The sequence below is a fragment of the Pseudochelatococcus lubricantis genome (assembly GCF_011762225.1).
GTDB lineage: Bacteria > Pseudomonadota > Alphaproteobacteria > Rhizobiales > Beijerinckiaceae > Pseudochelatococcus > Pseudochelatococcus lubricantis.
The window spans coordinates 1-12,337 of sequence record NZ_JAASQI010000012.1 but is presented as its reverse complement, the minus strand read 5'-3'; the positions used below and the strand labels follow the sequence as shown (position 1 = coordinate 12,337).

Annotated in this window: 8 protein-coding genes; 3 read left to right on the top strand and 5 right to left on the bottom strand. The window is 67.9% G+C overall.

The features are described from left to right. Positions 1-11: 11 nt before the first annotated feature. The 4 genes from FHS82_RS19130 to FHS82_RS19115 all read right to left on the bottom strand — a co-directional run bounded on the left by FHS82_RS19130 (position 12) and on the right by FHS82_RS19115 (position 5,854). Entirely contained in the window at positions 12-2,105 is a 2,094-nt protein-coding gene (locus FHS82_RS19130) for a heavy metal translocating P-type ATPase (RefSeq protein WP_246225449.1), read from the bottom strand. Positions 2,106-2,184: 79 nt separating this feature from the next. Beyond that, positions 2,185-3,684: a multicopper oxidase family protein gene (locus tag FHS82_RS19125; RefSeq protein ID WP_166955943.1), complete on the bottom strand. Its 1,500-nt coding sequence runs from the start codon at positions 3,682-3,684 to the stop codon at positions 2,185-2,187. Positions 3,685-3,833: 149 nt separating this feature from the next. After that, positions 3,834-4,250 (bottom strand): hypothetical protein, encoded by a 417-nt coding sequence (locus FHS82_RS19120; protein ID WP_166955941.1) that lies wholly within the window; start codon positions 4,248-4,250, stop codon positions 3,834-3,836. A gap of 71 nt (positions 4,251-4,321) precedes the next feature. Further along, entirely contained in the window at positions 4,322-5,854 is a 1,533-nt protein-coding gene (locus FHS82_RS19115) for an MFS transporter (RefSeq protein ID WP_166955939.1), read from the bottom strand. 181 nt (positions 5,855-6,035) lie between these two features. Here FHS82_RS19115 and FHS82_RS19110 point away from each other — a divergent pair, with 181 nt between their 5' ends. Then, positions 6,036-6,935, top strand: a complete 900-nt coding sequence (locus FHS82_RS19110; RefSeq protein ID WP_166955937.1) for a LysR family transcriptional regulator — start codon at positions 6,036-6,038, stop codon at positions 6,933-6,935. A gap of 7 nt (positions 6,936-6,942) precedes the next feature. Here FHS82_RS19110 and FHS82_RS19105 read toward each other — a convergent pair whose 3' ends face one another. After that, on the bottom strand, positions 6,943-10,374 hold the full coding sequence (locus FHS82_RS19105; RefSeq protein ID WP_246225448.1) for an acyl-[ACP]--phospholipid O-acyltransferase: 3,432 nt from the start codon (positions 10,372-10,374) through the stop codon (positions 6,943-6,945). Positions 10,375-10,517: 143 nt separating this feature from the next. Between FHS82_RS19105 and FHS82_RS19100 the strand changes: the two genes are divergently transcribed. Continuing rightward, on the top strand, positions 10,518-11,102 hold the full coding sequence (locus FHS82_RS19100) for a TetR/AcrR family transcriptional regulator (RefSeq protein WP_166955935.1): 585 nt from the start codon (positions 10,518-10,520) through the stop codon (positions 11,100-11,102). 164 nt (positions 11,103-11,266) lie between these two features. After that, on the top strand, positions 11,267-11,908 hold the full coding sequence (locus tag FHS82_RS19095; RefSeq protein WP_166955933.1) for a DNA-3-methyladenine glycosylase family protein: 642 nt from the start codon (positions 11,267-11,269) through the stop codon (positions 11,906-11,908). The last annotated feature ends 429 nt before the right edge of the window (positions 11,909-12,337 follow it).

Here is a 12,337-nt window from a genome sequence, read left to right as displayed (position 1 = left end):
CATGCGGCCGATCATCCGGCTGCCCCGGCAGGCTGGCTGCGGTAGAACCTGAGCAACTGCGCGTTGATGGCCACGATGACTGTGCTCGCGGACATGAAGACAGCGCCGACCGCCGGCGTCATCAGGAAACCTGTGCCGAAAGTGAGCCCGGCCGCCATCGGAATGGCGAGGGCGTTGTAGGCGGTTGCCCAGATCAGGTTCTGCACCATCTTCCGGTAGGTGGCGCGCGACAGGCCGATGATCGCGGCGACGTCGCGCGGATCGCTGCGGACCAGCACGACATCCGCCGATTCCACGGCGACATCCGTTCCCGCGCCGATGGCGACGCCAAGGTCGGCCTGCACGAGGGCGGGGGCGTCGTTGACACCGTCGCCCACCATCGCCACCCGCAGGCCACGGGCCTGAAGCTCGCGGATGCGGGCCGATTTCCGGTCGGGCAGGACTTGCGCGAAATACTCGGCAATGCCGAGTTCGGCGGATACGGCCTTCGCGACGCCTTCCGCATCGCCCGTCAGCATCACGGACCTGACGCCGAGACGCTTCAGCTCCGCGATAGCTTCCTTCGATTCCGGCCGGACGATGTCCGCCAGCGCGAACAGGGCGCGCGGTTCGCCATCCCGCACCAGCACGACCACCGTCTTGCCCTGCGCCTCCAGCTGCGCGAGCCTTTCGCCGCCGACGGCCTTGCCCTGCCGCAGCAGATGGCCGGGACTGACGACGCTCACCTCTTCTCCCTCCACGAGCGCCACGATGCCTTCACCGGTGATGTTCCGGACGTCTGCGGCCTGCGGCAGCGCGAGCCCCCGCTTTTGCGCCTCCGCAACAAGGCCCCGCGCGACGGGATGCTCGGATCGGCTTTCGGCGGCGGCGGCGTAGCGCAGTTCCTGCGTCTCGTCGCCCTCCGCGAGCAGCACGATGTCGCTCACGCCGAACCGGCCTTCGGTGAGCGTGCCCGTCTTGTCGAACACCACCGTATCGAGGTGCCGCGCCCGCTCGAAGGCGGCGCGGTCGCGGATCAGCAAGCCGTTGCTGGCGCCGAGCGCGGTGCTGACGGCCACGACGAGCGGAACCGCGAGGCCCAGCGCATGAGGGCAGGCGATCACCATCACGGTGACCATGCGTTCGAGCGCGAAGGTGAAGGACGCCCCGAGGAACAGCCAGACGACGAGCGAGCCAATGCCCGCTGTCAGCGCGATGCCGGTCAGCCATGCGGCGGCGCGGTTCGCGAGGTCCTGCGTGCGCGACCGGCTGGCCTGTGCCTCGCGGACGAGATTGATGACCTGCGAGAGATACGTCCTGTCCCCGGTCGCGGTGACGTCGATCGTCACGGCGCCAGCGCCGTTGATCGCGCCACCGATGGCGCTGTCGCCGCGGGCCTTGGAGACGGGCCGCGATTCGCCCGTCAGCATCGCCTCGTTGAAGGAACTCGCGCCCTCGACGATTGTCCCGTCCACCGGCACCTTGGCGCCGGGGCGGATGAGGATGCGGTCGCCGGGCTTCAGCGCGGAGATGGGCACCTCCCGCGCCGCGCCGGCCGCGTCAATGATCGTCGCGGTGTCGGGAAGCAGCCGGACGAGTTCCTCCAGCGCGCGCGAGGCGCCCATCACGGAGCGCATCTCCAGCCAATGGCCCAGCAGCATGATGACGATCAGCGTCACCAGTTCCCAATAGAAGGATTCGCCCGGCAGGCCGAAGGTGACGGCGGCGGAGTAGAAGTATGCCGCCGAGATCGCCAGCGCGATCAGGGTCATCATGCCCGGTTGCCGGTCGCGCAGTTCGGACACGAACCCCGTCAGGAACGGCCAGCCGCCATGGACGTAAACGACCGTGGACAGAGCGAACAGAAGCCAGCCGCTGCCGGGAAAGGACAGCGTATCGCCGAGCCCGAACCAGTGCTGGATCATTGGCGAGAGCAGCAGCACGGGCGGAGTCAGTGCCAGCGCGCCCCAGAAACGGCGCCGGAAATCGGCGACCATGGCGGCATGGTCGTGGCCAGCGTGGCCGTGGTTCCGGTGGGTGGTCTGCGTGGTGGTGGAAGAATGATGGGCATGCATAGGGCCTTCATGCTGGCCGCGATGCTCCGCATGGGAATTGTGTTCGGTCATCGGCCTCTGTCTCCGGCGCGGATGGAACGCTGTTGTCAATCCGGAAAGGGCGGGGGGCCTCGCCCCTCGCCCCGGCGCTTCAGGCGGCGTACGCGACGAACGCCATCATCCCGGTGACCATATGGTAGAGATGGTGGCAGTGGAGCGGCCAGTGGCCGGGATTCCCGGCGTCGAAGGCGACGGTCACGGATGCGTGCGGCGGCACCAGAACCGTGTCGCGCACCGCACCGGCGATGGCCACGCCGTCAATGGCGGTCACCTGGAAATGATGCCCGTGCAGGTGCATCGGGTGCGCCATCATCGTTGCGTTGACGAACGCGACCTCGATTCGCTCGCCCGGCGCTACCTGCAAGGCGTCGCCGCCTTCGAGGCCCCAGACATAGCCGGCCATGCCGCCCGTCAGCGTGAGGGTGAAGCGGCTGTCTGGCGCGCGGGCCGCCAATGGCCGCGCGGCCGACAGCCGCCGTTCGAGGTCGAGACCGAGCACCGGCCCGGCGCTTTCCCCCCGCACGGGGAGCTTGCGCACCTCCGCGCCCGCGGAGGCGAGGATGATGCCGGCGCGTTCGGCCGCTCCCTCGCGCAGCGCGAGGATCGGATACGCACCGCCTTCCGGCGGCAATCGCAGGCGGATGTCGAGGCGCTGGCCCATGGAGACCGGAAACGCATTCCCGGCGACCGGCTGCACCTGCTGCCCGTCGACGGCGATCAGCGTGCCCGCGAGGGCGCCGGTATCGATGGTGAAGGCGGTCGCCGTTGCGCCGTTGATGATGCGCAGCCGCACCCGTCCGCCCTTCTCCACCGGAACGGCCTGCGGGTCGTCGAGGGTGCGGTCGTTGGCGAGATAGGCATCGTAATCGATGTCGTTGAGGTCCATCCCGGCCATGGCCCCGTGATTCATCATGCCTGCATGATTCATGGCTCCCTGGCCCATGGCTCCCTGGCCCATGGCTCCCTGATCAGGCATGCCGTGCCCCGTCATGGTACCGTGCCCCATGCCGGCGCCTGCGGCGGATGTTCCCCGGAGGCGGGCGAGGAGTTCCTCCGCGGGGGTGAAGGAGAAGTCGTGCAGCAGGATCACGACTTCCTGCTCGTCGCGCTGCCGGTCCTCGTCCGTGCGGACGATCAGCGGCGCGGCCAGCAGGTTCTGCTCCTGTAGCGTGCGCGCGTGCATCCAGTGCGTGCCGCCGGCGCCGGCCGGGAACGTGTAGCGGCGGGTTTCCGCCGGTCGCAGGGACGCGGCCGGATTATCCGGCACGCCGTCCATTCCCCAAGGTGGCGTCAGGCCGTGCCAGTGGATCAGCGTCGGGGCGTCGATGGCGTTGGCAAGCGTCGCATCGAAGCTGGTGCCCGCGTTGAGGACGAGCCCCTGCGTGCCGTCCGGCTGGGTGAGGCCGAAAACGCGCGCGGCGCGGCCGTTGATATCGAGCGTCCGGCTGACGACCGCGAGCTGGCGCGAACCGGCATTCGGAGAAGGGGCGGCCGTTTGCGCCCGCGCTGAGGTGGGCAGCGAAAGGCCGGCGGGCGCGGCAAGCGTAGCCGCGCCGCTCATCAGCCGGGTGAGAAAGTCACGACGATTCATGATGGAACTTTCGTTTCCGTGCCGGCGCGAGGCCGGCGAATGGGTCTGGAAGCGCCTTCGGTGCATCGGGCCGGAGAGCCGTTGTTTCCGGGGCAGGCGATGCACAGACAGCGGGACGAGATGGCGCGCCGGGGGCGGCCCGGCCTGTCTCAGACCCGGAATCGGGGAGGGGCCAGAACTGGCGGAATCGACCGGCCATGGCCGGTCTGGTCGGCCCATTCGTATGGCCCGCCAAGGGAAGGCAGGTCGGGGACGTCCGCTCCCGCCGGATTGACTGCGACGATGCAGACGCCGCAGGCGACACTGCAGCAGGATTTGTGATCGCCGGCGCGGGTGTGACCGGCGTGAGAGTGATCGCTCCGGGGCTGGTCCGCGTGGTCATCCGGCGCGGAGGCGTCGGCGTGATGCGGCTGACCGGTGTGATGCGCCTGCTCGGCGTGATCGCGGCAGGGTATGGAAGTCGGCATGGGCATGGCCGATGCCGAAGGCGCGGCCAGCAGCGCTGCCGCAACCAGCAGGGCCGCGAGCAACCGTGCCTGCATGATCATGCGCCAGACTTTCGCCATCGGCCGAATCAACTCCCGCTCCAGCGACAGTCTATCATCCCCGGCCGGCCGACGCAGCGCCGCGATTCACATCAGCGCCGGCTGGCCCGGCCCGCGCGCATGAGCCGCCAGACGACGACGGCGGAGAGGCCCGCGATGAGGGCGGCGGTGAGCAGCGCCGCCGAGAAACCTGCCGAGTAGGCCGTCCGGGCCTGCGCGATCGCGACGTCCGCCGATTCCGTCAGGCTGGCCGCCTGCGGCAGGTCGCCGGCCACGACGGCATCGGCAAAGGCGCGGGCGAGGGCGCATGCCTCGGCGCCATCGCACGGCCCGGTGGCGAGCATGCCGCGCACGGCGGTGGCCAGAATGCCGCTGAGCATGGCGAAGCCGAGCAGGATGCCCGAAAAGCGCGCGGTCGTGCTGATTCCGGATGCCATGCCGGCGCGCTCGCGCGGCACGACGCCCATGATCGCTTTCTGGGTCTCGCCGTTGAGCAGGCCGCCGCCGCTTCCGAGCACCAACATGCCGAGCATGACGACGGACCAGGCGCCGAGCTGCGCCCCCCATCCCGTCAGCGCGTTGCCCAGCCCCACGACGACAAGGCCGACGACGAGAATGGACGCCGGGGAGAGGTAGCGGCCGAGCAGGCGGCCGACATGCGGGAACGTCAGCATGGCGAGGGCGAAGGGCAGCATCGCGAAGCCGGCCTCCAGCGGTGGGCGGCCAAGACCGTTCTGCAGGAACAGCGGCAGGAGCGAGGCCATCACCTGTGCGCAGGCCGCATATGCGAACATGGCCCAGACCGCGCCGACCAGCCTGGGATTGCGGAAGAGCCCGAGGTCCAGCATGGGCCGCGCCTGAAGGCGTTCGGCGATCACGAAGGCCACGAGCGCGCCTGCGCCGCCGGCAAAGCCGGCAACGGCGTTCATGGAGGTCCAGCCGTGCGCCTGCCCGTTGATGAGCCCCCATGTCAGCCCGAACATCGCCGAGGCAAAGAAGAGGATGCCGGCGGGGTCGAGCCGCCGGGCAGCCTCGTCTCGCGATTCATCCACGAACAGGAAGGCTGCGCCGGCGAGGGCGGCGCATATCGGGACATTGACGTGGAAAGCCCACCGCCAGCCGAGCAGATGGGCGATGACGCCGCCGGCGATCGGCGACAGCACCATCGTCAGGCCCATGATGCCCCCCCATATCGCCCACGCGCGGTTCCTTTCCGCGTCGCCGTGGAAGGCGTGGGCGATGACGGCGAGCGCGGGCGCCAGCAGGAACGCGGCCGCCGCACCCTGGAAGGCGCGCGCGAGATAGAGGCCGGCGGCGGATGGCGCGAGCCCGCACAGGAGGGAGGCGAGGGCGAAGGCGCCGATGCCGACGAGGAACACGCGCCTGCGCCCGAACCGGTCCGCGACCGCGCCGGCGGGCAGCAGCAGCGAGGCGAAGCACAGCACATAGGTGCTGACGACCCATTCGATCTCGGCGAAGCTCGCGCCGAAATCGCGGGCGATGGTCGGCAGCACGATGGCGACGATATTGGTGTCGAGCACCGTCATCGCGCAGCCGGTCGACGCGGTCAGCAGGAGGGGCAGAGGCCGCGCGGCGTTGCGTGCAAGGGAGAGCCCGACGGTCATCATACGGGCCCGGCAGGCGTGGCGGCAAAGGCTGGTTGGCCCGGCGCGCGGTGCGGTCTCGGCATGGTCATCCTCCTGCGGGTGCGGTCACGCGCCAGTGAACAGCAAGCCGGAATTTCTTTCATTCGCGATTTTCTCGCTTATTATTAGGCATGGACTAATATGAGACGATGGGAGCGGGATGGAGCTGAGGCATCTTCGATACTTCGTGACGCTGGCCGAGGAACTGCACTTCGCGCGGGCGGCCGAGCGGCTCAACATCGCGCCGCCGACGCTGACGGTGCAGATTCAGGAAATCGAGCGCACGCTGTCGGCGCGTCTCTTCGTCCGCACGAAACGCTCCGTCACGCTCACGCCGGCGGGCGAGATCTTTCTCGCGGAGGCGCGCAATGTCCTTGAACAATATGCACGCGCCGAAAGTGCGGGCCGGCGCGCTGGCCGGGGCGAGATCGGCCGTGTCGAGATCGGCTACGTCGGCTCTGCCGCCTATGCCGGCGTGCTTCAGGACCAGACGAGCCGCTTCCGCCTGTCGTGGCCGGGTGTGCATCTCGATGCCCGCGAGTTTCCGATGGACGAACTGCCCGGGCTGGTCGCCGACGGGCATGTGGATATCGGCTTCGTCCGCCTGCCGATGGTGTTGCCGCGTGAGCTGAAGGTGCATGTCCTGCTGCGCGACTATTTCTGCCTCGCGCTGCCCGGCGGCCATCCCGAGGCCGGGGAGACGCGCCCGCTGCGGCCGGCCCTGCTCGCCGGGGAGGCGCTCATCGCGCCCGAGCAGCAGGCCGGAACCTACGAGGTTGCCCGGCGAGGCAGGTTCGCGCCACGGATCGTCTCGTCACCCGGCAGCCTGCTCGCCGTGCTGACGCAGGTCTCGCTCGGCACGGGGATATCGGTTATTCCGGGCATCGTGCGAGACATCATGCATATGCCGAACGTCGTTTTTCGCCCCGTTGCCGGCGAGCCGATTCCCTCGGAGGTCGCCGCCGTTTTCCGCGCCGCCGAAAGCGCGCCGACGGTGAAGACGCTCATCCGGCAGATCGTGCAGTCGCCCGCCATCGAACTGGATGCGGGCGACCGATGAGGGGGCGTTATGCCGGCGCCGGCTCCGCGGCCCGGCGTTCCTCGACCATCGTCTTCAACGCCACGTAATCGGGCTTGCCGGAGCCGAGAAGCGGGATTTTCCCGACGATCACCTCCGCCGGCACGGCGAGTTCGCTCACGCCCTTTCCGCGCGCGAAGGTGAGCAGCTCGCTCCGGCTCGCACCCTCTCCGTCGATGACGAGAACCAGTTTCTCGCCCTTGCGCGGGTCGCTCACCGCCGTCACCGCCAGCGGCAGGCCCGGCCATCGTTCGGAGGCGAGCGCCTCCACCGCCGCGAGCGAGATCATTTCCCCGCCGATCTTCGCGAAGCGCTTCGCGCGGCCGAGGATCGTGACGAAGCCGTCGTCGTCGATGTTGACGATATCGCCGGTGTCGTGCCAACCCTCCGCCGGCGGCTCCAGAACGCCCGGGTTTTCCGCTCTCAGATAGCCCGCCATGATGTTCGGGCCGCGGATGAACAGGCGTCCGCCGTCCTCGACGCCTTCCACCGGATCAAGGCGCGCATCGATCCCCGGCATCAGCTTCCCGACGGTGCCCGGCTTGCTGTACATCGGCGTGTTCAGCGCGATCACGGGCGAGGCCTCCGTCACGCCGTATCCCTCAAGGATGCGCAGGCCGAACTTGTCCATGTAGGTGTTGCGTGTCGACGCCCTCACCGGTTCCGCGCCGGCGAAGCAGTACCGCACCGAGCGGAAGTCGTAGGGGTGCGCGGTGCGCGCGTAGCCCGCGAGGAAGGTGTCGGTGCCGAAGATGATCGTCGCGTTAGAGGAGTAGATGGCCTCCGGGATGATGCGGTAGTGCAGCGGCGAAGGATAGAAATAGACTGGAACGCCCGAGACCAGCGGCAGCACGGTTCCCGCCGTCAAACCGAAGGAGTGGAATACCGGCAGGACGTTGAACACCTTGTCGCCCTTGTGGAAATCGACCCGCGCCGCCGCCTGCGCGGCGTTGGCGAGCATGTTCGCGTGGGTGAGCACCACGCCCTTCGGCGTACCTTCGGAGCCGGACGTGAACAGGATGACGGCCCGGTCGCCGCTCCGCCTGGCTACCAGCGGCCGCCGCCTGTTCAGCCGGGCCAGCACCTTGCCCCGCAGGCCGATGGCGGCCCGGATGTCTTCGAGCCAGACGATCCGCACGCCGTCCAGCGTCAGTGCCTCGACCACGTCGCCGAGGCGCGCTCTTTCGACGAAGGCGCGGGATGTCACGACGCTCCTGATCTCGGCGGCCTTGCAAGCCGACCTGATATTGAGGAGCCCCGCCGAGAAATTCAGCATCGCCGGCACCTTGCCGGCCGACAGCAGCGCGAGCCAGGTGACGGCGACGCCGTTCGCGTTCGGCAGCAGCATGCCGACGGCTTCCTCGTCCGCCAGCGCATGGCGCAGTTCGTGGCCCAGAGCCCGTGTCGCTGTCAGCAACTCGCCGTAGGTCAGCGTGCCGGACAGCGGATCCTCGACAGCGACGCGGCCCATGCCGAAGTCGTCGGCCGCCCGCACGACCTCCTCGAACACGGTTCCCGTTTTGCCGGAGGTGGAGAACACGAGGTTGGACATGATCGTGTAGAGCTGGGCGCCTGCGGCCATGCGGCGCTTGCGCCCCGTGATGCCGGGTTCTACCTCCAGCCGCTCCGGCGGGTTGATCGTCACCCGAACCTTGGGGAACAGCCGCCGGCGCGTCTGCATCGACGAGAGATGCGAGACGAAGGTCTGCTCCAGCCCGTCGATCTTGATCGGCACCACCATCGCGCCCGTCCTGTCGGCGACCATGGCAGCGCCGTCGTAGACCTTCATCAGGCTGCCCGTCACCGTGATCCGGCCCTCCGGGAAGATGACGAGGGGATTGCCGGCCTCGACAAGCCGAATCAGCGTGCGCGTCCCCATCGGTTTCGTCGGGTCGAGCGGCACGGCGTCAACGAGAGGCAGGAACGGCTTCACCCACCATTTCTTCGCCACGCCCGCATGGATGGCGAACACCGGCCTGCGCAGCGAGCCGTTTTCCGTTATCGCCAGCGCCAGCACTGCATCCAGATACGACACGTGGTTGAGCGCGAGTATGGGCGTGGGGCCGGCCTTTTCGAGGTTCTCGATGCCGCTCACCTCAAGCCGGAAAAATGCCCGGAAGAGGATGGAGATGAAATCGCGCAGCGGTCTCGTCGGCAGGAAGCGGAACATGAGCACGCCGGCGGCGACCGACGCCAGCCCCAGGCCGAACGTCACCATCGCCAGCGAGGCGCCGACACCCTGGACGCCGGCCACGATCAGGCCGCCGGCGGTCGTGAAAAGCGCGTTCATGATATTGTTCGCCGCAACGGCCCGTGCCCGTGCCTCCGGCCGCGCCCACGCCTGGAACGCAGCGAACGCCGGCACGATCAGGAAGGCGCCCGATATCGCGGCGAGCGCCAACGTGACGACCAGATTGAGCGCGAAAGGCTGAAGAAAGAACGCCAGCCCGCCGGCGGGCGATTCCGGCGCCGGCAGCGAGGCGATGAGCCGCGACAGGTCGAGGCAGGCCAACCCGAAGCCGATGGTGCCGACGACGGCCTGCAGCAGCACGATACGGCCCGCCGAGAGCCAGGCCGCGATGGCGGAGCCGACGCCGATCGACACCGCGAAGACGGCGAAGCAGATGGCGATCGCCACCTCGTCGCCTCCGGCGGATTTCACGAAGGGCGGCACGATCGACATGACGATGGCGCCGCATAGCCAGAACCACGATACCATCAGCGAGGTGATCAGCAGCCGCCGCTCCGACACGACATCCTGCAGGATGCGCCACGACGAGGCGGCGATGTTCCGGCTCACGCGCAGGCCCGGCGCGGCCGAGCCCGTGCGCGGCATGAAACAGCTCGCCAGAAAGGCGAGGGCGGAGAAGCCCCCCAGCAGCGCACCGAAGATGTAGGGATTGTCGCCGCCGCCCGCGAACGAGATGCCGGCGAGGATCGTGCCCGTGAGGATGGCGATGAACGTTCCGCCCTCGATCCACGCATTCGCCTTCGGCAACTCGCTGCGATCCAGATAGTCGGGCAGGACGCCATACTTGATCGGCCCGAACAGCGCCGAGCCGGTGCCGAAAAGGAACAGCGCGGCCATCATCACCGGGATCGAGCCAATGCCGATGCCTACCGCCGCGAGGAAGGCCACACCGATCTCGGCGCCCTTCAGCCAGCGCGACACGGCGGCCTTGTCGTATCTGTCCGCGATCTCGCCGCCCGGCGCGGAAAACAGCAGGAAGGGCAGCATGAACACCGCGCCGGCCAGCGTCACCGCCGATGCGGCCGCGTCCGCCGCCATTGTCGCGAGGATGACGAACACCAGCGTGTTCTTCAGGAAATTGTCCGAAAAGGCGGCAAAGAACTGCGTCCAGAACAACGGTGCGAACCGCCGCGATCTCATCAGCGGCGTCGGGTCTTTCGGTGCGGGCATCATGCGCTCCCAGTCCTTCCCGGCGTCACGCGCCGCGGAAATGGATTGAACATCGTCCGGAAATCAGCATACTTATTATCGAACAATGTTCAATATTTTTTCTGAACATTGTTCATGTTTTTTGACGGGCAGGAGAATGCCGGATGGGAGTTCGCGAAGAGTCGAACGAGCGCAGGCGAGGCGACATCCTCGATGCCGCCGAACGCATCGTGAGCGAGAAGGGGATCGGGCACCTGAATATCCGCGATGTCGCCCGGGCGTCCGGCTGCTCGACCGGCACGATCTACACCCACTTCGCAGACCTCGACGCGCTCGCCCTGCACGTCAACGCCCGCACACTGTCCCGGCTCGCCGGCGCGCTGGACACCATCGAGCGGGAGGATGGGGGCAGCGGAATTGCCGGCCAGCTATGCGCCATGGCCTATGCATACATGGATTTCGCAGCCGGCCACTATCACGCCTGGTCGGCGCTTTTCGAGCACCGGATGTCCCGGCCGCTGCCCGACTGGCACCGGGAGGATCATTTCCGCCTGTTCCGCCGAATCGCGGGCAAGCTGCAGATGCTCCATCCCGGCCTGCCGGACGAGGCGGCCTTCCTGCAGGCACGCACGCTCTACGCAGCCATTCACGGCATCGTCTCCCTCGGCATCGCGGATCGCCTCGGCCGCCTTCCGGACGAGACGCTCAGGGAACAAATCCGCGCGGTCGTCCTGAAGCTCGTGTCGTGACCGGAGACGATCGTGCCCGAGCTGCACCGGGGCTCGTCATGCCGGACACGCCGCTTGCGCCGGCGACGTTTCCGTTGTGCTATCGGATCTGACAGAGCGTGCTTGCCGTGCCTCCCGGCTGCCGGACGCGGCCATGCGGACGAATCCCGAGGGGCGGTGCCGACATGAGGCTGATCGAATCGGAAGCTGACCTTTCCGAGGGGGTTGCGTGGCTCGCGCAAGCCGATCCGGTGATGGCCGCGATTTTCCAGGCAGCGGGGTTGCCGCCCCTCCGGCGCCGCGCCGGCGGTTTCGAGGGGCTTTGTTCCATCGTGATTGCCCAGCAGGTGTCTGTGGCGAGCGCCCGGGCGATCTGGAACCGCACGCTGACGGTGTTGGGAGAGCCAACCGTGGTGCGGGTGCTCGCGGCCACGGATGACGATCTGAAACGATGCGGCCTTTCCCGCCCGAAGCAGGCGACGCTGCGGGCCTGCGCCCGCGCGATCGCCGACGGGAATCTCGATCTGGCTGCCCTGGCGACCATGGCGGCGGACGACATTCGTAGCGAGTTGACTGCGATTCGCGGCATCGGCGGCTGGACCGCCGATATCTATGCCTTGACCTGTGTGGGGCATGGAGATGCCTTCGCGTCGGGCGATCTGGCGCTGAGGGAGGCCGCGCGCCAGGCCTGCGGTTTTCCCGAGCGGCCGCAGCCGCGCGAGCTGGAGGCCCATGCCGAGCGCTGGCGCCCATGGCGGGGCGTCGCGGCGCGGCTGCTCTGGTCCTATTATGCGCTCGCGAAGGGGCGGGAAGGGCTGACCGCATGAGGCAGGCTTCTCAAGCGATTCGAGAGTGAGCGGATCATATTGAACCGTCGCGCGGTCCTTCACGGTATTTCCGCGCTCGTCCTGATGCAGGCCGTCGCGGATGGACGTAGAGGTGGACGGACGTGGCTACAGACTGCTCCAGGTGCTGCCGAAGACGGAGGTGCTCGGGCGAAGATAGGGCTGGAGAATCGGTTTATTCCGAAAACAGCCTCTCCGACCCTCACTCAATGCGGGGGAGGGGGAAAAACGCGATCGGGCGGCAACGCAAGATATCATTGCCAATCAAGGGACTATGACTGACGAATGATGACGGTTTGAAAAAAGTTGGCCATTCTGCCTGTGGATAATTATTTGAGGGATTGACGTGAGTGGGGGTGTGACTTAGATAGGGGTCACACCGGCGCTGCGGGCGGTTTGAGAGATTGGTTG

Coding starts and splice junctions, on each gene's coding strand:
- FHS82_RS19130 (WP_246225449.1), bottom strand. CDS start 2,105: ATGACCGAACACAATTCCCATGCGGAGCATCGCGGCCAGCATGAAGGC.
- FHS82_RS19125 (WP_166955943.1), bottom strand. CDS start 3,684: ATGAATCGTCGTGACTTTCTCACCCGGCTGATGAGCGGCGCGGCTACG.
- FHS82_RS19120 (WP_166955941.1), bottom strand. CDS start 4,250: ATGGCGAAAGTCTGGCGCATGATCATGCAGGCACGGTTGCTCGCGGCC.
- FHS82_RS19115 (WP_166955939.1), bottom strand. CDS start 5,854: ATGACCGTCGGGCTCTCCCTTGCACGCAACGCCGCGCGGCCTCTGCCC.
- FHS82_RS19110 (WP_166955937.1), top strand. CDS start 6,036: ATGGAGCTGAGGCATCTTCGATACTTCGTGACGCTGGCCGAGGAACTG.
- FHS82_RS19105 (WP_246225448.1), bottom strand. CDS start 10,374: ATGCCCGCACCGAAAGACCCGACGCCGCTGATGAGATCGCGGCGGTTC.
- FHS82_RS19100 (WP_166955935.1), top strand. CDS start 10,518: ATGGGAGTTCGCGAAGAGTCGAACGAGCGCAGGCGAGGCGACATCCTC.
- FHS82_RS19095 (WP_166955933.1), top strand. CDS start 11,267: ATGAGGCTGATCGAATCGGAAGCTGACCTTTCCGAGGGGGTTGCGTGG.